At 71.0% G+C, this 20,757-nt stretch carries 23 protein-coding genes; 12 read left to right on the forward strand and 11 right to left on the reverse strand.

Going from position 1 to position 20,757, the window contains the following annotated elements; all coding sequences use genetic code 11:
- On the forward strand, nucleotides 1–433 hold a 433-nt coding region (locus NH287_RS00630; protein ID WP_253034052.1), incomplete at its 5' end, for a methyltransferase.
- Nucleotides 434–442: 9 nt separating this feature from the next.
- Here the strand turns inward: NH287_RS00630 and NH287_RS00635 are convergent.
- The 3 genes from NH287_RS00635 to NH287_RS00645 form a co-directional block, all read right to left on the reverse strand.
- Nucleotides 443–904, reverse strand: a complete 462-nt coding sequence (locus NH287_RS00635) for a DUF3817 domain-containing protein (protein WP_253034053.1) — start codon at nucleotides 902–904, stop codon at nucleotides 443–445.
- A gap of 69 nt (nucleotides 905–973) precedes the next feature.
- Nucleotides 974–1,381 carry a hypothetical protein gene (locus NH287_RS00640; protein WP_253034054.1) on the reverse strand — a complete coding sequence of 136 codons (408 nt, stop codon included), beginning with the start codon at nucleotides 1,379–1,381 and terminating at the stop codon, nucleotides 974–976.
- Nucleotides 1,378–1,803: a MarR family winged helix-turn-helix transcriptional regulator gene (locus NH287_RS00645; RefSeq protein WP_082886071.1), complete on the reverse strand. Its 426-nt coding sequence runs from the start codon at nucleotides 1,801–1,803 to the stop codon at nucleotides 1,378–1,380. The genes NH287_RS00640 and NH287_RS00645 overlap by 4 nt, the downstream gene beginning before the upstream one ends.
- Nucleotides 1,804–1,886: 83 nt before the next feature.
- On the opposite strand from NH287_RS00645, the gene NH287_RS00650 reads away from it, so the two are divergent.
- The 5 genes from NH287_RS00650 (at nucleotide 1,887) to NH287_RS00670 (ending at nucleotide 5,479) form a co-directional block, all read left to right on the forward strand.
- Nucleotides 1,887–3,146, forward strand: coding sequence for a hypothetical protein (locus tag NH287_RS00650; RefSeq protein WP_253034055.1), 1,260 nt, complete (start codon nucleotides 1,887–1,889; stop codon nucleotides 3,144–3,146).
- The gene (locus tag NH287_RS00655) at nucleotides 3,146–3,625 is read left to right on the forward strand and encodes a hypothetical protein (protein ID WP_253034056.1); all 480 of its coding nucleotides are present in this window, start codon (nucleotides 3,146–3,148) and stop codon (nucleotides 3,623–3,625) included. Before NH287_RS00650 ends, NH287_RS00655 begins: the two co-directional genes overlap by 1 nt.
- 159 nt (nucleotides 3,626–3,784) lie before the next feature.
- Nucleotides 3,785–4,528: a hypothetical protein gene (locus tag NH287_RS00660; protein ID WP_253034057.1), complete on the forward strand. Its 744-nt coding sequence runs from the start codon at nucleotides 3,785–3,787 to the stop codon at nucleotides 4,526–4,528.
- Nucleotides 4,506–4,919, forward strand: coding sequence for a phage holin family protein (locus tag NH287_RS00665; protein WP_253034058.1), 414 nt, complete (start codon nucleotides 4,506–4,508; stop codon nucleotides 4,917–4,919). The genes NH287_RS00660 and NH287_RS00665 overlap by 23 nt, the downstream gene beginning before the upstream one ends.
- Nucleotides 4,916–5,479, forward strand: a complete 564-nt coding sequence (locus NH287_RS00670; RefSeq protein WP_253034059.1) for a DUF3618 domain-containing protein — start codon at nucleotides 4,916–4,918, stop codon at nucleotides 5,477–5,479. The genes NH287_RS00665 and NH287_RS00670 overlap by 4 nt, the downstream gene beginning before the upstream one ends.
- A 201-nt stretch (nucleotides 5,480–5,680) precedes the next feature.
- Here NH287_RS00670 and nrdF read toward each other — a convergent pair whose 3' ends face one another.
- Genes nrdF through nrdH form a run of 4 tightly spaced genes read right to left on the reverse strand, consistent with a single transcriptional unit; the run spans nucleotide 5,681 to nucleotide 9,500 of the window.
- Nucleotides 5,681–6,658 (reverse strand): class 1b ribonucleoside-diphosphate reductase subunit beta, encoded by a 978-nt coding sequence (nrdF, locus tag NH287_RS00675; RefSeq protein ID WP_064001665.1) that lies wholly within the window; start codon nucleotides 6,656–6,658, stop codon nucleotides 5,681–5,683.
- Nucleotides 6,659–6,687: 29 nt separating this feature from the next.
- The gene (gene nrdE / locus NH287_RS00680) at nucleotides 6,688–8,820 is read right to left on the reverse strand and encodes a class 1b ribonucleoside-diphosphate reductase subunit alpha (protein WP_217532303.1); all 2,133 of its coding nucleotides are present in this window, start codon (nucleotides 8,818–8,820) and stop codon (nucleotides 6,688–6,690) included.
- A gap of 5 nt (nucleotides 8,821–8,825) precedes the next feature.
- Complete coding sequence (gene nrdI, locus NH287_RS00685; protein WP_253034060.1) at nucleotides 8,826–9,263, reverse strand: class Ib ribonucleoside-diphosphate reductase assembly flavoprotein NrdI; 438 nt, start codon at nucleotides 9,261–9,263, stop codon at nucleotides 8,826–8,828.
- Nucleotides 9,264–9,266: 3 nt separating this feature from the next.
- Nucleotides 9,267–9,500, reverse strand: a complete 234-nt coding sequence (gene nrdH / locus NH287_RS00690; RefSeq protein WP_018188439.1) for a glutaredoxin-like protein NrdH — start codon at nucleotides 9,498–9,500, stop codon at nucleotides 9,267–9,269.
- A 427-nt stretch (nucleotides 9,501–9,927) separates the two neighbouring features.
- On the opposite strand from nrdH, the gene NH287_RS00695 reads away from it, so the two are divergent.
- Entirely contained in the window at nucleotides 9,928–11,133 is a 1,206-nt protein-coding gene (locus NH287_RS00695; protein WP_253034061.1) for an MFS transporter, read from the forward strand.
- Nucleotides 11,134–11,139: 6 nt separating this feature from the next.
- Here the strand turns inward: NH287_RS00695 and NH287_RS00700 are convergent, their stop codons facing one another.
- Nucleotides 11,140–11,544: a pilus assembly protein CpaE gene (locus NH287_RS00700; protein WP_253034062.1), complete on the reverse strand. Its 405-nt coding sequence runs from the start codon at nucleotides 11,542–11,544 to the stop codon at nucleotides 11,140–11,142.
- Between the two features lie 52 nt (nucleotides 11,545–11,596).
- Here NH287_RS00700 and NH287_RS00705 point away from each other — a divergent pair, with 52 nt between their 5' ends.
- From NH287_RS00705 to NH287_RS00725, 5 genes are read left to right on the forward strand one after another with little or no spacing between them, the layout of a single operon-like run.
- Complete coding sequence (locus tag NH287_RS00705; RefSeq protein ID WP_253034063.1) at nucleotides 11,597–12,370, forward strand: alpha/beta fold hydrolase; 774 nt, start codon at nucleotides 11,597–11,599, stop codon at nucleotides 12,368–12,370.
- Nucleotides 12,367–13,524: an acyl-CoA dehydrogenase family protein gene (locus NH287_RS00710; RefSeq protein ID WP_253034064.1), complete on the forward strand. Its 1,158-nt coding sequence runs from the start codon at nucleotides 12,367–12,369 to the stop codon at nucleotides 13,522–13,524. Before NH287_RS00705 ends, NH287_RS00710 begins: the two co-directional genes overlap by 4 nt.
- Nucleotides 13,525–13,565: 41 nt before the next feature.
- Nucleotides 13,566–14,837: a DUF445 domain-containing protein gene (locus tag NH287_RS00715; protein WP_253034065.1), complete on the forward strand. Its 1,272-nt coding sequence runs from the start codon at nucleotides 13,566–13,568 to the stop codon at nucleotides 14,835–14,837.
- A gap of 2 nt (nucleotides 14,838–14,839) precedes the next feature.
- On the forward strand, nucleotides 14,840–15,718 hold the full coding sequence (locus tag NH287_RS00720) for an agmatinase family protein (protein ID WP_253034066.1): 879 nt from the start codon (nucleotides 14,840–14,842) through the stop codon (nucleotides 15,716–15,718).
- Complete coding sequence (locus tag NH287_RS00725) at nucleotides 15,715–16,197, forward strand: histidine phosphatase family protein (RefSeq protein WP_253034067.1); 483 nt, start codon at nucleotides 15,715–15,717, stop codon at nucleotides 16,195–16,197. The genes NH287_RS00720 and NH287_RS00725 overlap by 4 nt, the downstream gene beginning before the upstream one ends.
- Here the strand turns inward: NH287_RS00725 and hutI are convergent.
- The 3 genes from hutI to hutH are packed head-to-tail and all read right to left on the reverse strand — an operon-like array spanning nucleotide 16,184 to nucleotide 20,719.
- Nucleotides 16,184–17,416, reverse strand: coding sequence for an imidazolonepropionase (hutI, locus tag NH287_RS00730; protein ID WP_253034068.1), 1,233 nt, complete (start codon nucleotides 17,414–17,416; stop codon nucleotides 16,184–16,186). The genes NH287_RS00725 and hutI overlap by 14 nt on opposite strands.
- A gap of 1 nt (nucleotide 17,417) precedes the next feature.
- Nucleotides 17,418–19,082 (reverse strand): urocanate hydratase, encoded by a 1,665-nt coding sequence (gene hutU / locus NH287_RS00735; RefSeq protein WP_253034069.1) that lies wholly within the window; start codon nucleotides 19,080–19,082, stop codon nucleotides 17,418–17,420.
- The gene (gene hutH / locus NH287_RS00740; protein WP_253034070.1) at nucleotides 19,079–20,719 is read right to left on the reverse strand and encodes a histidine ammonia-lyase; all 1,641 of its coding nucleotides are present in this window, start codon (nucleotides 20,717–20,719) and stop codon (nucleotides 19,079–19,081) included. Before hutH ends, hutU begins: the two co-directional genes overlap by 4 nt.
- Nucleotides 20,720–20,757: the final 38 nt, after the last annotated feature.

Genomic DNA, 20,757 nt, shown 5'->3' on the forward strand with positions numbered 1-20,757 from the left:
CGACCCGCTCATCGACTTCGCGTGCGGCACGGGCGCCGTCGCCGCGCACCTCGCCCTCGCTCACCCCGGGCGGCACGTCTACGCGTCCGATCAGTCCGCCGCCGCCGTGGCCTCGGCGCGCGCGACGACCGCGGCGAACGGCGTGGACGACCGCGTCGAGGTGGCGCGCGACGACCTGCTGCAGGCACGGGCGGATGCCTCGGCATCCTTCATCGCGCTGAACCCGCCCTTCCACAGCGGGGCCGCCGTGACCGACCGCCTCGCACCGCGGATGTTCGCCGACGCGGCGCGCGTCCTGCGGCCCGGCGGCGAACTCTGGTGCGTCTGGAACTCCGGACTGCGCTACCGCAGCGCGCTCGAGCGGATCGTCGGTCCCACGCGGCAGGCGGCGCGCGACGCGAAGTTCACCGTGACGGTCTCGACGCGGCGCTGACCCCCGGGATCACCGTCCGCCCGGCGGCCCGACGATGAGCAGCACGACGTAGAGCGCGACGACGGCGACGACGATCAGCGCCACGAGGATGCCGGCGTGGCGCAGGAACCACCGCAGCAGCCGGTCGATCGGACGCCGGTCACGCGGGTCGGCGGTCTCCTCGAGCCGCCAGTGCCCGTCGAGGCGTCCCGTCCGGCGCAGCCACATCTCCATCGGCAGGGTGGCGTAGGGGACGATCGCCGATCCCACCGCGAGCAACGCCACGCCGAGGTGCCACCGGTTGTTGAGGGCGACCAGGATGGCCGTCGCCCCGTAGGAGAGGAAGACGAACCCGTGGATGCCGCCGCCGATCGTGACGGCGACGGCCGGACCGCCGACCGCGCGGATGATGAGGCCGGCGATCAGCAGGGTCCAGGAGAACAGCTCGGCGATGGCGAGCACGCGATACAGGGAGGCAGGGGTGCGGAACACGCCTTCAGCCTAGCTGAAGGACCCCGTGCCACCTGTGCGCGCGCTGTGACGGCTCCGCACGGTGACCACTCAGCGACGTGTCGACCAGAGCGCCCACGCGACCAGGAGCGGCTGCAGGAACAGGCGAGCGAACCTCTTGGCGTCGGAGTCGAGCCCCGGCACGTCGCGTCCGGTGCGCCAATGGTGCACGTTGCCGGGGAAGACCGCGACGAACAGAGCGGCGACCGCGACGCCCACGCGCCGGCGCTCGCGCGGGAGCACGAGGAGCGCAACGCCGAGCAGCGCCTCGACGACACCCGACACGACGACGATGGTGTCCTTGTCGGTGCGCAGCAGCCGGGTCGCCCAGTCCGGCACCGCGATGCGGAACCCGCGGCGGAGGACGGTGAGGTGACCGACGCCGGCGGCGACGAGGAGAGCAGCCAGCGCCGAGCGCGCCGCCGTGCGGAGCGGGTCCCGCGGTGCCGCGCGCGTCATTCGACGACGCCGGCGCGGATGCCGTCGAGCGACTCCGCGACCCTCGGATGCGCCTGTGCCAGCGCGCGGTCGAGGGCGGCGAGGCGTTCCTGCGCGTCCTGCAGGACCTTCGCACCGCGGGGCGTCACGCTCAGGTCGCTGGCCGCGCCGGCCTGCGCCGTCGCGTCCGCCACGAGGCCGTCGTCGACGAGGGCGTGCACGGCGGCGTGCGCCGACTGGACGGTGATGCGGGAGCGGCGTGCGAGCTCCGAGAAGGAGATGCCGGGCTCGGCGCCGATGTGCCCGAGCAGACCGAACTTGCGGGTCGAGATGCCGAGGTCGCGCAGCTCCGCGGCGAGCTGCGCCTCCCACGAGGCGGAGACGGCGAGCAACGCGATCACCGGGCTGAAACGCGGAGCGTCCTCGGTCGGGGTATCTGCCACGCGAGCAGTCTATGAGTCATGGGAGCGGCCGTCCGTGATTGGCGTGGCCGGGAGCGGTCCCGGCTGCCAATACAATCAGCGCTATGATGCGCGCGAACGCCCATCCGACCGCAGCCCTGGCCGCTGCGGCGATGGCGTTCGCCCTGATGACTCCCGGAGCCCCGGTGGCGCAGGCATCCGCCGCGGCGCCGACCTCGGATCACCACCGGACGCACCTCAGCGTCTCGGCGACCCTGGCCGAGCTGGCCTCCCTCGATCGCGACGGCGTGAGGGCGCTGCTGGACCGCACGCCCGGGCTCATCGCGACGCTGCTCACGCAGACCTCCGCTGCCGACGCCGCGATCTGGTGGGCCGAGATGGATGCCGCGCGCCGCGACGACCTCATCCGCACGGTGCCCGTGCTCGTCGGCTCGCTCGACGGCATCGACGCCGCCGACCGTGTCCGCGCCAACCGGTACGCGGCGCGGGCGCGCCTGGCGCGGGTCGACGAGCGGTTGCAGCAGGTGAGTCGCCGGGGCGCGGAGGGAGACGCGACACTGCTCGGCGACCTGTTGCTCGAGCGCCGGTACCTCACGAAGGTCGTCGCCGGGCAGGTGCGCCTCTACCTCTACTCCCCCGAACGCGGCGCGATGATCGAGATGGCGGGCGATCCGTCGACCGCTGCCGGCATCCTGCTCGTCGTCCCGGGGACGAACGCGTCGGTGCGCAGCTTCATGGTGGACGACCCGATCACCTCGTTCGCCGACTGGCAGGTCGCCAACGCCGACCCGGGCGCCCCCGTCGTCGCCTTCACGGTGCTCGCCGCCCCCATGCCGCAGATCTCCCTGAACCTGGCGTCGGGCCCGCAGAACAACACGATCGCCACGGCGGCGGGTGCGGACTACGCTCGCATCGTGAAGGGAATCGAGGTCGCTCTCCCCGGGCTCCCGACGCTCAGCTACGAGCACAGCGCCGGGTCGCAGGTCGGCAGTTCGGCCGAGATGCACGGCGCCCGTTTCGACGTACGGTTCCTCGCCGGCGGCGTGGGGGCCACCGACGGCTACCGCCCGGTCAGCGGAACGACCTACTACGCGGCGCAGGCCGCGGAGGACGTCAACCGGTACTACGCGGGCTTCCAGGTGGGCGACATCGGTTACGGCGTCGGCCCCGAGGACATTCCCGGGGTCATCGTGCTGGACCCCGGGTACGCCGAGGAGCAGGCGACGGGCTCGGTCGGCGCGATGCTCATGCAGGGACTGGATCTGCACAACCGACTGTTCAGCGGCGACGGTCACACGAACGGAACCGTCCTCAAGGACGTGCGCCTGCTCCTGGCCTCGCTGGCCCGCGGAAGCAGCGGCTGATGCGCGCCCGGTCCGGCGCAGCGACGATGCTGCTCGTGACCTGCCTCATCGGTCTCACCGCCTGCTCCACGGGAGCGGGGCCGTCGTACGCGGACGTGCGCGCCCAGGCGGAGGACGCGGTCGCCGAGATCGTCGCCGCTCTCCCCGACGGCGCCGAGTTCGTCCCCGACGGCGGGGCGAGCGCGCAGCCGTGCGATTCAGAGGTCAGCCCGGGCGGCCCGTCGACGGGCGAGTTCGCGACGATCCACGGCGCCGTCGCGCTGCCGGAGGGAACGGATGCCGCCGCGACCGTCACGGAGCTCCCCGTCGCCCTCGGCGACGGCTGGGCGCTCGAACCGGCCGGCGTCGACCTCGACATCGCGACCGTGCGGCTCAGTCGCGCCGAGACGAACGTGTCGGTCGACGTCACGGAGTCGACGGTGCAGGGGCGCCCCGGACTCGACCTGCTCGCCGTGTCGGAGTGCGGCCGCGGGGGCTGACGCCGCTCAGGCCGGCGGCGGCGCCGTGGACCTTCCCGGCCCGCTCCCGGTCCCCTCGTGTACCGCCTCGCGCGTTGGTGCGCAAGCCCGGTACGACTTGCTCGACCCGCTCGCACAGTGGCGCTCCCAGGACAGGAGTCCTCGAGCAAGGGAGCAACTATGTCAGTCGGATATGGACCCACGGGTACCGGTGGCGCCGACGCCGGGTCGGGGAAGACCGAGACCGTGAAGGATGAGGCATCCGCCGTCACCGGCACCGCGACCGACGCGGCGAAGGATGTCGCGCACACCGCCAAGGATGAGGCGGCGTCGGTGGCGGGCGAGGCGAAGTCGCAACTGAAGGACCTCTACGCGCAGAGCCGCACCGAGTTCTCGGAGCAGGCGGCGCAGCAGCAGGAGCGAGTCGCGAGCGGGCTGAAGGCCGCGGGCGAGGAGCTCGGGTCGATGGCCCGCAACGCGGAGGGCGGCGGCATCGCCACCGACCTCGTCCAGCAGGTCTCCGACCGCCTCACCGGCGCGGCTGCGTGGTTGGGCGAACGTGACCCCGCCGCCCTCCTCGACGAGGTGAAGCGGTTCGCGCGGCGCCGCCCCCTCGTCTTCATCGCCGGCGCGGCCGTCGTGGGCGTCGTCGCCGGGCGACTCGTCCGGGCGATGGCGTCGCATGACGACAGCGGTCCGTCGACCTCGCGCACCGCGCTTGCGCCCGCCCCGGCAGCGGCGGCGGTCCCGGCATCCGCGCCCGCCACCCCCGTCGACGGACGGGACCCGGCCTACATCGACCCGATCGCGGCCGACACGACCGGTGAACTGCCGCCGTCGGACACGCCGCTCTACGACGAGTCGGCCGGGTTCCGCGGCGGCGCAGACGAGAGGGTCACGGATGAACGACGCGACACCTTCTGAGCGCAAGGCCGCGTCGACCTCGCTCGGCGACCTGCTCGGCGAGGTGACACGCGATCTGTCGACGCTGATGCGGCAGGAGATCGCGCTCGCGAAGGCGGAGCTGAAGCAGTCGGCCACGACCTCCGCCAAGGGCGCCGGGCTTCTCGGCGGTGCCGGGTACGCGGCCTCCATGGTCGTCCTCTTCCTGTCCCTCGCCTTGTGGGCCGCCCTCGCGACCCTCGTCGGGTGGGGCTGGTCGGGCGTGATCGTGGCGGTCCTGTGGGCGATCATCGCGGCGATCCTGTACGTGGTCGGCCGCACGCAACTGAAAGAGGTGCAGGGCGCGCCGCAGACCGTCGAGACCCTGCAGGAGATCCCAGAGACATTCAAGAGAAACGAGGAGAACCGATGAGCGATTCACCTGACGCGATCCGCGCCGACATCGAGCGCACCCGCGCCGAACTCGGCACCGACGTCGACGCACTGGCCGACAAGGTCAACCCGTCGAAGATCGTCGACCGCCAGACGAGCAAGATCAAGGGCGCAGTCGGCTCCGTCCGCGACCGGATCATGGGCACCGCCGACGACGCCGGCTCGTCCGCGCACGACCTCGCCGGGTCCGCGCACGGCGTCGCCCACGACGTGAAGGCCAAGGCGGAGGGCAATCCGCTCGCCGTCGGCCTGATCGCCTTCGGCGCGGGGCTTCTCGCCGCATCCCTCATCCCCGCCTCAGCGAAGGAGAAGGAGCTCGCCGAGACGGCGAAGGAGCAGGCGCAGCCGCTCGTCGACGAGCTCGGGGAGGTGGCGAAGGATGCCGCCAGCCACCTGAAGGAGCCGGCTCAGGATGCCGCGACCGCCGTCAAGGAGCGTGCCCAGGAGGCCGTGCAGACGGTGAAGGACGAGGGTTCCGACGCCGCCGGGACCGTGACCGACCGCGCCCAGGAGGCGCGGAGCAACATCAGCGAGAACTGATCCCGAGAGGAGACATCATGAGCGATCCCATCGCGGACAAGCCGAGTCAGGCCGAGGGCGACATCGGCGACGACGACATCACGAAGGACGAGCAGGAGTCCGACGAACAGGACGACTGACCGCACGGGCCGCCGCGCAGCGAACGACGAAGGCCCCCGGCATCCGCTCATGCGAGCAGTGCCGGGGGCCTTCGTCAGTGACTCAGAAGTCCCAGTCGTCGTCTTCGGTCGCGACGGCCTTGCCGATGACGTACGACGATCCCGACCCACTGAAGAAGTCGTGGTTCTCGTCGGCGTTCGGCGACAGGGCCGACAGGATCGCCGGGTTCACGTTCGTGACCGTGGCGGGGAACATCGCCTCGTAGCCGAGGTTCATGAGCGCCTTGTTGGCGTTGTAGTGCAGGAACTTCTTGACGTCCTCGGTCTGGCCGATGCCATCGTAGAGGTCCTGCGTGTACTGCACCTCGTTGTCGTAGAGCTCGTAGAGCAGCGAGAACGTGTAGTCCTTGAGCTCGTCGCGCTCGGCCTGGCCGAGGGTCTCGAGTCCGCGCTGGAACTTGTAGCCGATGTAGTACCCGTGCACCGCCTCGTCGCGGATGATGAGGCGGATGATGTCGGCCGTGTTCGTCAGCTTCGCCTTCGACGACCAGTACAGCGGCAGGTAGAACCCCGAGTAGAAGAGGAACGACTCGAGCAGGGTCGAGGCGACCTTGCGCTTGAGTGGCTCGTCGCCCCGGTAGTAGTCCATGACGATGCGGGCCTTCTTCTGAAGGTTCTCGTTCTCGACGGACCAGCGGAACGCGTCGTCGATCTCGGGCGTCGACGCGAGCGTCGAGAAGATCGACGAGTAGCTCTTCGCGTGCACCGACTCCATGAACGCGATGTTCGTGTAGACGGCCTCCTCGTGCGGGGTGATCGCGTCGGGGATCAGCGAGACGGCGCCGACGGTGCCCTGGATCGTGTCGAGCAGCGTCAGGCCGGTGAACACGCGCATCGTGGTCTGCTGCTCCTCGGGGGTGAGCGTCGCCCACGACTGGATGTCGTTGGACAGCGGCACCTTCTCGGGCAGCCAGAAGTTGTTCACGAGGCGGTTCCACACCTCGAGGTCCTTGTCGTCCTGGATGCGGTTCCAGTTGATCGCCTGGACCGAGCCGAGGAGCTTCAGGGGTTCGGGGGTCATGTCTTCTTCCTCTATCGAATCTCGGCCGGTCAGAGCATGCAGGAGACGCACTCGGTCATGTCGGTGCCTTCGAGCGCCATCTGACGGAGACGGATGTAGTAGATCGTCTTGATGCCCTTGCGCCAGGCGTAGATCTGCGCCTTGTTGATGTCGCGCGTGGTGGCGGTGTCCTTGAAGAACAGCGTCAGCGACAGGCCCTGGTCGACGTGCTGGGTGGCGGCGGCGTAGGTGTCGATGACCTTCTCGTAGCCGATCTCGTACGCGTCCTCGTAGTACTCGAGGTTGTCGTTCGTCATGAACGGCGCCGGGTAGTAGACGCGGCCGATCTTGCCTTCCTTGCGGATCTCGATCTTCGACGCGATCGGGTGGATCGAGCTCGTCGAGTTGTTGATGTACGAGATCGAGCCCGTCGGCGGGACGGCCTGCAGGTTCTGGTTGTAGATGCCGTGCTTCTGGATGGATGCCTTCAGCTCGAGCCAGTCCTGCTGGGTCGGGATGTGGATGCCCTCGAAGAGCTCCTCGACCCGGGCCGTCGCCGGCTTCCACTCCTGCTCGGTGTACTTGTCGAAGAACTCGCCCGAGGCGTACTTCGAGTCCCAGAAGCCGTCGAAGACCTGACCGCGCTCGATGGCGATCTTGTTCGAGGCCTGCAGCGCGTGGAACAGCACCGTGTAGAAGTAGATGTTCGTGAAGTCGACACCCTCCTCCGAGCCGTAGTGGACGTGCTCGCGGGCGAGGTAGCCGTGCAGGTTCATCTGGCCGAGGCCGATGGCGTGCGACTTGTCGTTGCCGTCCTCGATGGAGCGGACCGAGCGGATGTGGCTCTGGTCGCTGACCGCGCTGAGGGCACGGATGCTGGTTTCCACCGTTCCGGCGAGGTCGCGGCCGTCCATCGCGAGGGCGATGTTCATCGAGCCGAGGTTGCAGGAGATGTCCTTGCCGATCTGGTCGTACGAGAGGTCCTCGTTGAACGTCGTCGGCGTGTTGACCTGCAGGATCTCCGAGCAGAGGTTGGACATGTTGATCCGACCCTTGATCGGGTTGGCCTTGTTCACCGTGTCCTCGAACATGATGTACGGATAGCCCGACTCGAACTGGATCTCGGCGAGGGTCTGGAAGAACTCGCGCGCCTTGATCTTGGTCTTCTTGATGCGCGCGTCGTCGACCATCTCGCGGTACTTCTCGGTGACCGAGATGTCGCCGAAGGGCACGCCGTACACCCGCTCGACGTCGTACGGCGAGAAGAGGTACATGTCCTCGTCGTTCTTCGCGAGCTCGAACGTGATGTCGGGCACGACGACACCCAGCGACAGCGTCTTGATGCGGATCTTCTCGTCCGCGTTCTCGCGCTTGGTGTCGAGGAACTTCATGATGTCGGGGTGGTGGGCCGAGAGGTACACGGCACCGGCGCCCTGACGCGCACCGAGCTGGTTGGCGTAGCTGAAGCTGTCTTCGAGCAGCTTCATGACGGGGATGATGCCCGAGGACTGGTTCTCGATCTGCTTGATCGGGGCGCCCGCCTCGCGGATGTTCGAGAGGAGCAGGGCGACGCCGCCGCCGCGCTTGGACAGCTGCAGCGCGGAGTTGATGCCGCGGGCGATCGACTCCATGTTGTCCTCGATGCGCAGGAGGAAGCAGGAGACGAGTTCGCCGCGCTGCGCCTTGCCGGCGTTGAGGAAGGTGGGGGTGGCGGGCTGGAAGCGGCCCGACAGGATCTCGTCGACGAGCTTCGTGGCGAGGTCCTGGTCACCGGCGGCGAGGGCGAGAGCGGTCATCACGACGCGGTCCTCGAAGCGCTCGAGGTAGCGCTTGCCGTCGAAGGTCTTGAGCGTGTAGCTCGTGTAGTACTTGAACGCGCCGAGGAACGTGTCGAAACGGAACTTCTGCGCGTAGGCGTGATCGTTGAGCCACTGGATGAACTCGAACGGGTACGCGTCGATGACGGCGCCCTCGTAGTACTCCTTCTCGACCAGGTAGTCGAGCTTCTCCTTCAGCGAGTGGAAGAAGACGGTGTTCTGGTTCACGTGCTGCAGGAAGTACTCCCGCGCCGCGCGCTTGTCGGCGTCGAACTGGATCTTCCCGTCCTCGCCGTAGAGGTTCAGCATCGCGTTCAGGGCGTGGTAGTCCATGCCCTCGAAGCGCGCCTCCGTCTTGAAGGCCATATCGGTCACTGCAGCTTCCACCAGTCTTCCAATCCGCCGCTCACGCGGTCGACGTCCTCGGGCGTGCCGAATACTTCCAGCCGGTACAAGTGCGGCACCTGACACTTGCGGCTAATGATGTCCCCGGCGAGGCAGAACGACTCGCCGAAATTGCTGTTTCCTGCGGAGATGACTCCGCGGAGCAGGCTCCGATTGCCCTCGTCGTTGAGGAAGCGGATGACCTGCTTGGGAACCGCGCCCTTCTCTTCTCCTCGGCCCTGGCCGCCCCCGTAGGTGGGGGTGACCAGGACGTAGGGCTCCTCGACGCGGAGCACGGGTTCGGAGGAGTGGAGCGGGATGCGGCGTGCCGGCATCCCGAGCTTCTCGATGAAACGTGCGGTGTTACCCGACACGCTCGAGAAGTAGACGAGCAGCGGCACGTTCGTCACGACGGCCGCGCTCATCGCTCAGACCAGGCGCGAGGCGAGCTCGTCGATCTTGTCGGGACGGAAGCCCGACCAGTGGTCCTCGTCGGTCACGACGACGGGGGCCTGCAGGTAGCCGAGCGACTTGACGTGCTCGAGCGCCGCCGGGTCCTCGGAGAGGTCGAGGACCTCGTAGTCGATGCCCTTGGAGTCCAGCGCGCGGTACGTCGCGTTGCACTGCACGCAGGACGGCTTCGTGTACACAGTGATCGCCATTCGTCGAACCTCTCTCGTCCTCCGGAACCCGTCGCGCGGGGTCCATCTCGTGTGAAATCTGGGGGTGAATCCATTGGCCGGAAGGCTGGGAGCCCGCCGGGAGCTCAATACTACATATGGGTACGGACACCGGGAAGCACCACAAGGGGTAGTAGTTACATCCGTGTAGTTTTTCCGCCGTCCTCCACAGGTACAACACAAGTTCTCCACCGTTTCATCCCCAATCCGGCAGGTCCGGAAGGGGGTCGAAAAGGCCAGGATTCCGGCCGAAACCCTCCCGGGTTCGGACGGTTGTCCACAGGTCGCACGCTAGAGCGGGCCACCGACATCCGATTCCGGGACCGGTCGGCGTGTCGGGCGTGTCGCGGCGTGTCGCGCCGGCCCCGCACCCCCGTCGGACGTCGTCGGCGGTCGGTACGATGAACGGGTGGCGGGATACTCGGAACTCCTGCGCGTCCCGGGTGTCGCGCGCATCATCGCGGCACAGTTGACGGCACGGTTCCCGAGCGGGATGACGAGCCTCGCCGTCCTCCTCCACGTCGAGCAGTCGACCGGGTCGTACGGCGCCGCCGGCATCGTCCTCGCCGCACTGTCGATCGGTCAGGCGATCTCCGGCCCGGTGACCAGCCGGTGGATGGGTGTCTGGGGGATGCGACGCGTCCTCACCCTCACCGCCGTCGTCTGCGCCGCCGCCGTGTTCGCCCTCGCCCTCAATCCGTTCGGGATGCCGGGGTTCATCGTGTTCGGCTTCATCGCCGGCATCGCCAACCCGCCCGTGCAGCCGGCCGTCCGCACGATCTACCCGAAGATCGTCACCTCGCGGCAGCTGACGCCCCTCTTCTCGCTGGATGCGAGCCTGCAGGAGATCATCTGGATCTTCGCGCCCGTCGTCATCACCCTCGTCGCGACCCAGGTCGGCACCGTCCCCGCGCTCCTGCTGATCGTCGTCATCCTCATCGGTGGGTGCGCCTGGTTCATCGCCTCGCCCGAGGTGGGGCGCGTCCGCATCCCCCGCAGCCGCCGCGGCTTCGGTCGCGTCCTCGGCAAGCCCGTCGTGCTGCTGTCGACCGTGACCGGCTTCCTCCTCGTGGGCGCGTGCGCCGCGGTCGAGGCGGGCGTGGTCGCGACCTTCGGGCACGAGGGCATCGAGGCGGGTCTCGTCCTCGCCGTCTTCGCCGTCGGCAGCCTCGCGGGCGGCCTCGGGTTCGGGCACATCCCGATCGGCCGCTGGGCGATGGCCCGCCGCCTCACGATCGTGGCCGTCGGCGTCACCCTCGTCATCATCAGCCTGAACGCCTGGTGGATGGGCGCCTCGCTCTTCGTCGCGGGCCTCGGCATCGCCCCGGCCCTCGCCGTCATGTTCGCCATCACGAGCGCGAGCGTCCGCTTCAGCGAGACCGCCGAGGCCTACGGCTGGATCGGCACCGGCCAGCTCATCGGCGCCGCGGCCGGCTCGGCCGTCGCGGGGTTCCTCATCGACGGCATGGGGGCGGTCGGCGCCTTCTTCGCCGCGTCGGCGTTCGCCGTCGCGGGCGCGCTCGTGGCGGCGGTCTTCGTGCGCGGGTTCCCCGACCTCCGCGGCCGCGACGCGAGCCCGATCCCCGACACCGAGCCGGTCCCCCTCATCACCTGAGCGCGGTCAGCGGATCCGCCCGAGCAAGAACAGCAGGGCCTGACCGTAGGCGTCGGCGGGTTCGGGATGCCGGAAGCAGTGGGGCGCGGCATCCACTTCGATCTCGACCTCGTGCGTGTCGGGCAGGCGCCGCAACGCGCGGAACGTCCCCCGCAGCAGCTCGCGCAGCTGCGCCTCGGAGGGCAGCCACAGGGCGTCCTCGAGCGCGACCGAGTCGAGCGCCCACTCGGTCGTGCCGTTGAAGGCGAGCAGGTCGCCGGTCGGATAGCTGCGCGCCTCGACGGTCATCTCGCTGACGGTGTAGACGTCGGCCTCGAACTCGGGCTCGTCGAGCTGGAACCGGTCGCCGGAGCGGGGACGCCAGGTCAGGCCGCTCGCGCGCAGCTCGCGTGCCAGGTCGGTGGAGATCATGCCCCCATCCTGGCCCGGCACCGGGGGCCGGGGCCCGTCCTAGGCTGAGAGCATGCCGTCACCCGTCACCCTCCCCCGCCTCGGTTGGGGCGACCCGCGCGCGCCGCGGCACGCCCTCCTCGTCCACGGTCTGGGCTCGAACGGCGCGCTCATGTGGCGATACGCCGTCGCCCTCGCCGACGCCGGCTGGCACGTCGAGGCCGTCGACCTGCGCGGGCACGGCACCGCCCCGCGCGCGCTCGACTACGCGATCGCGGCGTACGCGACCGACCTCGTCCACACCCGTCCCGCCGACGACGGGACGTGGGACCTCGTCCTCGGCCACTCCCTCGGCGGCGCCGCCGCGACCGTCGCTGCGGCCGACGCGCCGACGTGGACCCGCCACCTCGTGCTCGTCGACCCCGCCATCCACCTCTCCGACGAGGACCGTGAAAGCGTCCGCGCGAGCCAGGAGCAGGCGTTCGCCGACACCTCGATCGCCGCCGTCCGCGCCGCCCACCCCGGGTGGCTCGACGTTGACGTCGAGCTGAAGGCGATCGCCGCCGCGCAGGCGAGTCGCTCGGCGGTCGAGGCGACGGGCACGCAGAACACCCCGTGGGATGTGCGGGAGGCCGCATCCCGTCTCACCGTGCCGACCCACGTCATCGCCGGCGATCCCGCGGTGTACTCCATCTTCACGGGGGCGCTCGCGGCCGAGGTGCAGCAGAACCCGCTCGTGTCGATGGCCGTCGTGCCGGGCACGGGGCACTCGCCCCACCGCGATGCTCCGGATGCCGCCGCGCGGGCCCTGCTCGACGCGGTCGCCGCCTGGGGGCTGGGCGCATGAGCTTCGACGTCGCCACACACCTGCCCGACGATCTGCTCGCGCGCATCCGCTCGCGCGCGGCCGCCGTCGACGCCGAGAACGTGTTCCCCGAGGAGGACCTCGCCGACCTCCGGGCGGCGGGTTACCTCGCAATCCTCGTGCCGACGGAGCTCGGCGGTGCGGGACTCGGCCTGCGCGAGGCATCCGTCCTGCAGCAGCGGCTCGCGGGCGCGGCCCCCGCCACGGCGCTCGCGATCAACATGCACCTCGTCTGGACCGGTGTCGCGAAGGTGATGTCCAACCGGGGCGACGACGCCCTGCGCTTCCTGCAGGAGGGCGCCGCCCGGGGCGAGGTGTTCGCCTTCGGCATCAGCGAAGCCGGCAACGACCTCGTGCTGTTCGGCAGCGACACGGATGCCGCGCCCCGGCCCGACGGCTCGTACGCCTTCACGGGCACCAAGATCTTCACGTCGCTCGCGCCGGTATGGACGCACCTCGGGCTCCACGGCCTGGACGCGTCCGACCCCGACGACCCGCGGCTCGTGTTCGGCTTCGTTCCGCGCAGCGACGCCGTCGTCACGCGCGACGACTGGGACACGCTCGGGATGCGGGGCACCCAGTCGCGCACGACCGAGCTGCACGGCGCGGTCGCCCCCGCCGACCGCATCGTCCGGAAGCTGCCCGTCGGTCCGAGTCCCGACCCGCTCGTCTTCGGCATCTTCAGCGCATTCGAGATCCTGCTCGCCTCGGTGTACACCGGCATCGCGCGCCGTGCCCTCGACCTCGCGGTCGAGACGGCGCGCGCCCGGACCTCGAAGAAGACGGGCCGTTCCTACAGCCAGGACCCCGACATCCGGTGGCGGGTCGCCGACATGGCCCTCGCCTACGACGCCCTGCCCGTGCAGGTCGAGACCCTCGCCGCCGACGTCGACGGCCTCGTCGACCACGGCGCGATGTGGTTCCCGAAGCTGTCGGCGATCAAGCACCGCGCGGCGGTGACGGCGAAGCAGGTCGTCGACGAGGCGATGCTCGTCGCCGGCGGCTCGTCGTTCTTCACCCGCAACGAACTGAGCCGGCTCTACCGCGACGTGCTGGCCGGTCTGTTCCACCCGTCCGACCCCGAGTCGGTGCACGGCGCGCTCGCGAACGCGTGGCTGGGTCCGCTCGAGCCGTGAGTCGCCCCGGCGCGTGAGGGGCGCCGTGGCAGGATGGCCGAATGGCCCGCATCCCGTACGGCTCGCTGAGCACCGCTGATCAGCAGCGGTATCGCGGGCTCCGCACCATGAAGGCGGTCGCGCTCGGCGCCCTGCTGTTCATGGCGATCGTCTTCGTCATCGCGTTCATCCTCGAGAAGGACCTCTCGGGCTGGGGGTACGTGCGCGCGGCGGCCGAGGGCGGCATGGTCGGCGCGCTCGCGGACTGGTTCGCGGTGACGGCGCTGTTCCGGCATCCGCTCGGCATCCCGATCCCGCACACGGCGATCATCCCGCGCCGGAAGGACGAGATCGGTCGCACGCTCGGCGAGTTCGTCGAGACCAACTTCCTCGAGGGCGGCGTCGTCCGCCAGAAGCTCGAGTCCACGCACATCGCGCGGACCGCGGGCACCTGGCTGCAGGACCCGGCCCACGCGAAGACCGTCGCGGCCGAGGCGTCGACGATGGCCAGCGGCATCCTGACGGCGCTCAGCGACGACGAGGTGCAGGATCTCATCAGCGACCTCGCTCACGAGCACCTGCTGAGCCCGTCGTGGGGTCCGTCGCTTGGGACGTGGCTCTCGCGGGTGGTGGATGCCGACGCCCACCGCGGCGCGGTCGACCTGGGCGTCGACAGCATCGCCCGCTGGCTCGACGCGAACCGCGAGGCGTTCGACGGCCTCGTCTCGCGCCGTCTGCCGTCCTGGGTGCCGTCGGTGGCGATGCGGCTCGTGGACGACACCGTCTACCACGAGGCGACGAAGTTCGTCGCGGCCGTGCAGCGCGACCCCGAGCACCCGGCGCGCAAGGCGCTCGACCAGTACCTCGAGCGCCTCGCCGACAACCTGCAGCACGACCCCGAGACCATCGGCCGACTCGAGGGCGCGAAGAGCGCCGTCTTCGACAGCCCGCGGGTGCGCGCCCTCGCCGCCGACGCGTGGAACACCGCGAAGGCCGGCCTGCTGCGCTCCCTCGCCGACGAGGACAGCCCGCTCCGCCGTCGCGTGACCGCCGCACTCGGCGACCTCGGCGACCGGCTCGCGACCGACACGGCTCTGCAGGAACGCGTCGACAAGCGCATCGCGGATGCCGCCGTCTTCCTCGTCGATCGCTACCGCCACGACATCGCGTCGATCATCACCGACACCGTGGAGCGCTGGGACGCCGACGAGACGAGCCAGAAGATCGAGCTGCAGGTCGGCCGCGACCTGCAGTACATCCGCCTCAACGGCACGATCGTGGGTGCCCTCGCCGGCCTCGTGATCTTCACCGTCGCCCACCTGCTGCTCCCCTGACCATGGCGCTCTCCGTCGATCCGCTCTGGCCGCGCGCCGGGGACTGGCCGGCTCCGGACGGGCGGGTGGATGCCGCGATCCTCGGCCTGCCCGCCTTCCGCACGTCGCTGTCCCCTACCGGGGCGCACGCGACACCCGCCGCCGTGCGCGAGGCGCTGCGCCGATTCAGCCCGACCCTGCTCGGCCCTCCCCCCGTCGACATGAACGAGGCGCTCCGGATCGCGGACGCCGGTGACGTCGCCGACCCTGACGGACCCGAGGGCGAGGCGCGCGTGCGTGAACGCGTCCGCGGGCTGCGCGCGGCATCCGGTCTCGTGATCGCCCTCGGCGGCGACAACTCCGTCACCTACGCGACCGCACAGGGAGCGGGGGCGTCGGGGCTCATCACCCTCGACGCCCACTTCGACCTGCGCGACGGGGTGTCGAACGGCTCCCCCGTGCGCCGCCTGGTCGAGGACGGTCTCGACCCGCGGCGCATCGTGCAGATCGGCATCGCGGACTTCGCCAACTCGGTCGCCTACGCCGAGCGCGCCGCCGACTTCGGCATCACGGTCATCACGCTCGACGAGGTCCGGCGCCGTGGCGCCGAGGACGTCATGATCCAGGCGCTGTCGATCGCGGGCACCGCCGGTGACGTGCACCTCGACATCGACGTGGACGTCTGCGACCGCTCCGTCGCGCCGGGATGCCCGGCATCCGTCCCCGGCGGACTCGAGGCGTGGGAGCTGCGCTCCCTCGTCCGCGCGGCGGCCGGAGACCGTCGCATCGTGAGCGCGGACATCGTCGAAGTCGACGCGACGGCGGATGCCGCGGACGGCCGCACCGTCCGACTCGCGGCGCTCTGCGTCCTGGAACTGCTCGCCGGAAGGGCCCTCGCATGATCACCCTCATCCTCGTCCGTCACGCCAAGAGCGACTGGGGCACCGGACTCGACGACCACGAACGTCCGCTGAACGACCGCGGGCGGCGGGACGCCCCGGTCATGGCGCGACGGCTCGCCGCGACCGGCGTGCGACCGGCCCGCATCCTGTCGTCGACCGCCGTGCGTGCGCGGACGACGGCGCAGACGTTCGCCGACGCGCTCGGCGTTTCGGTCGAGACCGATGAGGGCCTGTACGGCGCCCCGGGCTCGCGGCTGCTCGCGACCGCCGCCGCGAGCGGCGTCACCGACGTCATGGTCGTCGCGCACGACCCGGGGATGACAGTGCTCGCCGAGCAGCTGTCGGACGGCGGGATCGGCGCGATGCCGACGTGCGCCGTCGCGACCTTCGTCTGGGACACCGACGACTGGGACGTCGCGACGGCTGTCCCGCCGGCGCGCTGGAACCTCGACACCCCGCGGGACGTCAGCGGGAACTGACCACCTCGCCGCCGCGGTACACGCGGTGGACGAGCGGCACCCCCGGCCGGTAGGCCAGGTGCCGCCGGCTCGGCGCGTCGAGGACGACGAGATCCGCGTGCGCACCCACGCCGAGGTGGCCGACGTCGCTGCGGCGCAGCGCCCGCGCTCCCCCGGCGGTGGCCGCCCACACCGCCTCGCCGACGGTCATCCCCATCTCGCGCACGGCGAGGGCGATCATGAGCGGCATCGAGCTCGTGAACGACGAGCCCGGGTTGCAGTCGCTCGCGAGGGCCACCGTGACACCCGCGTCGATCAGCCGTCGCGCGTCGGGGTACGGCTGCCGCGTCGAGAACTCGACGCCCGGGAGGAGTGTCGCGACCGTGTCCGACGCCGCAAGGGCCGCGACGTCGGCATCCGTCAGATGGGTGCAGTGATCGACGGATGCCGCGCCCAGCCGCACCGCGAGCTGCACCCCCGGCCCCTCGCCGAGCTGGTTGCCGTGCACGCGGACGCCGAGCCCGGACGCCGCACCGGCGCGGAGGATGCGCTCGCTTTCGGCCTCGGTGAAGGCACCCCGCTCGCAGAACACGTCGACCCAGCGGACGTGCGGGCGGACCGCGGCCAGCATGGCGTCGCACACGAGGTCGACGTACGCCTCGCGGGCGGCTCCCTCGGGGACGACATGCGCCCCGAGGTACGTGACCTCGTCGGTCACCTCCGCGGCGAGCCGGGCGAGACGTTCCTCGCCGTCGAGGGTGAGGGCGTACCCCGTCTTGACCTCGAACGTCGTCGTCCCCTGCGCATGCAGTTCGGCCACCAGGGCCGCGAGGCGGGCGCGGAGCTCGTCGTCGGTGGCTGCCCTCGTCGCCGCGACCGTGCGCCGGATGCCGCCCGCGGCATACGGGACGCCCGTCATCCGCGCCTCGAACTCGTCGGCGCGATCCCCGGCGAACACGAGGTGCGTGTGACTGTCCACGAAGCCCGGGATGACCGCCCGTCCGCCGAGGTCGACGCGCGTGACCTCGACCTCCGACCGCGAGACTGCACCCGCAGCCCGAGACGTCGGCGACGGACCGCTGTCTCGGGCCGCCGTTGCAGTCTCGGCGTCGGAGGCGGCGCCCAACCACGCGACCCGGCCCTCGTCGACGAGGAGGGCGGCGTCGGCGATGGTCGCGGCGGGGGCCGCGGCATCCGCGTTCGTCGTCAGTTCGGCGATGCCGGTGAGGAGCGTCGCCATCTCACGCGTCCAGCATGGGGACGGTCAGGCCGCGCTCGCGGGCGACCTCCTTCGCACGGTCGTACCCGGCGTCGACGTGGCGCATGACGCCCGTGCCGGGGTCGTTCACCAACACGCGCGCGAGCTTCTCGGCCGCGAGCGGCGTGCCGTCGGCGACGGTGACCTGCCCGGCGTGGATCGAACGCCCGATGCCGACGCCGCCGCCGTGGTGGATCGACACCCACGCCGCCCCCGACGCCGTGTTGAGGAGCGCGTTCAGGAGCGGCCAGTCGGCGATCGCGTCCGAGCCGTCGGCCATCGCCTCGGTCTCGCGGTACGGGCTCGCGACCGACCCCGCGTCGAGGTGGTCTCGGCCGATCACGATCGGACCCGACAGCTCACCCGAGGCGACCATTTCATTGAACTTCAGGCCCGCGAGGTGGCGCTCCTTGTAGCCCAGCCAGCAGATGCGGGCGGGCAGGCCCTCGAAATGCACCTTCTCACCGGCCTTCTCGAGCCAGCGGTGCAGCGCGGTGTCGTCGGGGAAGAGCTCCGCAACGGCGCGGTCGGTCTTCGCGATGTCCTCCGGGTCGCCCGAGAGCGCCACCCACCGGAACGGCCCCTTCCCCTCGGCGAACAACGGACGGATGTAGGCGGGGACGAACCCGGGGAACGCGAACGCGCGGTCGTACCCGCCGAGCTCGGCCTCGCGGCGGATCGAGTTGCCGTAGTCGAAGACGGCAGCCCCGGCATCCTGGAACCCGACCATCGCCTTCACGTGCCGCGCCATCGACGCCCGCGACCGCTCGGTGAACCCCTCGGGATCGGCGGAAGCCTGCGCCTTCCACTCCTCGAACGCGACGCCCGAGGGCAGGTACGCGAGCGGGTCGTGCGCGCTCGTCTGGTCCGTCACGATGTCGATCGGGATGCCGCGGCGCAGCAGCTCCGGGAACACGTCCGCCGCGTTCCCCACGACGCCGATCGAGCGCGCCTCCCCCGCCGCCTTCGCCGCGAGCGCCCGCTCGACGGCCGCATCGAGATCGGCGGTGTGCTCGTCGAGGTAGCCGTGCTCCACGCGTCGGCGCAGGCGCGACTCGTCGACGTCGACGACGAGGACCGCTCCCCCGTTCATCGTGACGGCGAGCGGCTGCGCGCCGCCCATGCCGCCCGCGCCGCCCGTGAGGGTGAGCGTCCCGGCGAGCGAGTCGCGGCCGAGCGAGCGCGCGACGGCGGCGAACGTCTCGTACGTGCCCTGCAGGATGCCCTGCGTGCCGATGTAGATCCACGACCCCGCCGTCATCTGGCCGTACATCGTCAGGCCCAGGTGCTCGAGCCGGCGGAACTCGGGCCACGTCGCCCAATCGCCGACGAGGTTCGAGTTGGCGATGAGCACCCGCGGCGCCCACTCGTGCGTGCGGAACACGCCGACCGGCTTGCCGGACTGCACGAGCAGCGTCTCGTCGGGCTCCAGCTCGTCGAGCGTGCGGACGATCGCGTCGTACGCCTCCCACGTGCGGGCGGCCTTGCCCGTCCCGCCGTAGACGACGAGGTCCTCCGGGTGCTCGGCGACCTCGGGGTCGAGGTTGTTCATCAGCATCCGCTTGGCCGCCTCGGCGCCCCAGCTCTTCGCGGTGCGTTCGGCGCCTCGCGCCGCGCGGACGGTGCGGGTCGTGGTCGTGTCGGTCATGCCTGTTCTCCTTCGAACGGTGCGGCACTCGAGCGGAGATCTGCGCTCGAGCGGACGGTTTCGGGGGGATTCGTCCGCGCGACGGCGGATGTCCGCCCGACGGCTGGTCCGAATGCGGTGCGGGCGATCTCGCCCGACACCACGAGCTGCGTCACGGCCTCGAGGTCGGGGGCGACGAAGCGGTCGGGTCCCGGTCCCTCGACGACCGTGCGGACGAGGTCGCGCACGGCGCCGGTGACCGGCGCGGGCTGCAAAGGAGCGCGCAGGTCGAGGGCGCGGCATCCCGTCACCACCTCGATCGCGAGGACGCGGGCGAGCCCGTCGATCGCGCGACGCAGCTTGCGGGCGGCGGCCCAGCCCATCGACACGTGGTCCTCCTGCATCGCCGACGACGGGATCGAGTCGACGGATGCCGGCACGGCGAGGCGCTTGAGCTCCGAGACGATCCCCGCCGCGGCGTACTGCGCGATCATGAGGCCGCTGTCGACGCCCACCTCGTCGGCGAGGAACGGCGGCAGCCCGTTGCTGCGCGAGCGGTCGAGCGCGCGGTCGGTGCGGCGCTCCGAGATCGAGGCCACATCGGCGACCGCGATCGCGAGGAAGTCGAGGACGTAGGCGACGGGCGCACCGTGGAAGTTGCCGTTCGACTCGACCCGGCCATCGGGGGTCACGACGGGGTTGTCGACGGCCGACGCGAGCTCGCGTTCGGCCACGGTGCGGGCGTGGTCGAGGGTGTCACGGGCGGCGCCGTGCACCTGCGGCGAGCAGCGCAGCGAGTAGGCGTCCTGCACGCGGGTGCAGACGGCCGGGTCGCGGTGGCTCGCGACGATCGGCGAGTCGGCGAGTGCGTGCCGTAGGTGCGCGGCCGAGACCGCCTGCCCCGACTGCGGGCGGAGCGCCATGAGGTCGGCCGCGAAGACGGCATCCGTCCCCAACTGGCTCTCGACCGAGAGAGCGGCGGCGAGGTCGGCGGTCGCGAGCAGGGTGTCGAGATCGGCGAGGGCGAGCGCCAGCATCCCGAGCATCCCGTCGGTGCCGTTGATGAGGGCGAGACCCTCCTTCTCCTCGAGCACGAGGGGACGGATGCCGCTGGCCGCCAGTGCCTCGGCGGCATCCGTCCGCGTGCCGTCCGCCGTGCGGACCGGTCCCTCGCCGAGCGCGGCGAGCGCGATGTGCGAGAGCGGGGCGAGGTCGCCCGAGCAGCCGAGCGAGCCGTACTCGTGCACGATCGGGGTGATACCGGCGTTGAGCATCGCCGCGTACGTGTCGACGACGACCGGGCGGACGCCGGTGCGACCGGTCGCGAGGGTCTGCAGGCGCAGCAGCTGCAGGGCGCGGACGACCTCGCGCTCGACCTCGGGTCCCGTGCCCGCCGCGTGCGAGCGGATGAGACTCGCCTGCAGCTGGCGGCGCCGGTCGGGGACGATGAACGTCGTCGCGAGCGCGCCGAAGCCGGTCGAGATGCCGTAGTGCGGCTGCGGGTCGTCGGCGAGGCGCTCGATGAGGGCGCGGGTCTCGGCCGTGCGGGCGAGCGCGGCGTCGGAGACCTCGACGCGCGCGTCGTGCCGGGCGACGGCGACGACCTCGGCGGGTGTGAGCGGGGCGTCGCCGAGGGTGACGGTGGTGAGGACGGGCATGGTCCGATTCCATCGGCTGCGCCGCCCCGGCAGGTGGC

The sequence above is a fragment of the Microbacterium sp. CnD16-F genome (genome assembly GCF_024124465.1).
GTDB lineage: Bacteria > Actinomycetota > Actinomycetes > Actinomycetales > Microbacteriaceae > Microbacterium > Microbacterium gawkjiense.

Coding starts and splice junctions, on each gene's coding strand:
- NH287_RS00660 (WP_253034057.1), top strand. CDS start 3,785: ATGTCAGTCGGATATGGACCCACGGGTACCGGTGGCGCCGACGCCGGG.
- nrdH (WP_018188439.1), bottom strand. CDS start 9,500: ATGGCGATCACTGTGTACACGAAGCCGTCCTGCGTGCAGTGCAACGCG.
- NH287_RS00705 (WP_253034063.1), top strand. CDS start 11,597: ATGCCGTCACCCGTCACCCTCCCCCGCCTCGGTTGGGGCGACCCGCGC.
- NH287_RS00725 (WP_253034067.1), top strand. CDS start 15,715: ATGATCACCCTCATCCTCGTCCGTCACGCCAAGAGCGACTGGGGCACC.
- NH287_RS00670 (WP_253034059.1), top strand. CDS start 4,916: ATGAGCGATTCACCTGACGCGATCCGCGCCGACATCGAGCGCACCCGC.
- NH287_RS00640 (WP_253034054.1), bottom strand. CDS start 1,381: ATGACGCGCGCGGCACCGCGGGACCCGCTCCGCACGGCGGCGCGCTCG.
- NH287_RS00700 (WP_253034062.1), bottom strand. CDS start 11,544: ATGATCTCCACCGACCTGGCACGCGAGCTGCGCGCGAGCGGCCTGACC.
- NH287_RS00665 (WP_253034058.1), top strand. CDS start 4,506: ATGAACGACGCGACACCTTCTGAGCGCAAGGCCGCGTCGACCTCGCTC.
- hutI (WP_253034068.1), bottom strand. CDS start 17,416: ATGGCGACGCTCCTCACCGGCATCGCCGAACTGACGACGAACGCGGAT.
- NH287_RS00715 (WP_253034065.1), top strand. CDS start 13,566: ATGGCCCGCATCCCGTACGGCTCGCTGAGCACCGCTGATCAGCAGCGG.
- hutH (WP_253034070.1), bottom strand. CDS start 20,719: ATGCCCGTCCTCACCACCGTCACCCTCGGCGACGCCCCGCTCACACCC.
- NH287_RS00710 (WP_253034064.1), top strand. CDS start 12,367: ATGAGCTTCGACGTCGCCACACACCTGCCCGACGATCTGCTCGCGCGC.
- NH287_RS00720 (WP_253034066.1), top strand. CDS start 14,840: ATGGCGCTCTCCGTCGATCCGCTCTGGCCGCGCGCCGGGGACTGGCCG.
- NH287_RS00650 (WP_253034055.1), top strand. CDS start 1,887: ATGATGCGCGCGAACGCCCATCCGACCGCAGCCCTGGCCGCTGCGGCG.
- nrdE (WP_217532303.1), bottom strand. CDS start 8,820: ATGGCCTTCAAGACGGAGGCGCGCTTCGAGGGCATGGACTACCACGCC.
- nrdI (WP_253034060.1), bottom strand. CDS start 9,263: ATGAGCGCGGCCGTCGTGACGAACGTGCCGCTGCTCGTCTACTTCTCG.
- nrdF (WP_064001665.1), bottom strand. CDS start 6,658: ATGACCCCCGAACCCCTGAAGCTCCTCGGCTCGGTCCAGGCGATCAAC.
- hutU (WP_253034069.1), bottom strand. CDS start 19,082: ATGACCGACACGACCACGACCCGCACCGTCCGCGCGGCGCGAGGCGCC.
- NH287_RS00655 (WP_253034056.1), top strand. CDS start 3,146: ATGCGCGCCCGGTCCGGCGCAGCGACGATGCTGCTCGTGACCTGCCTC.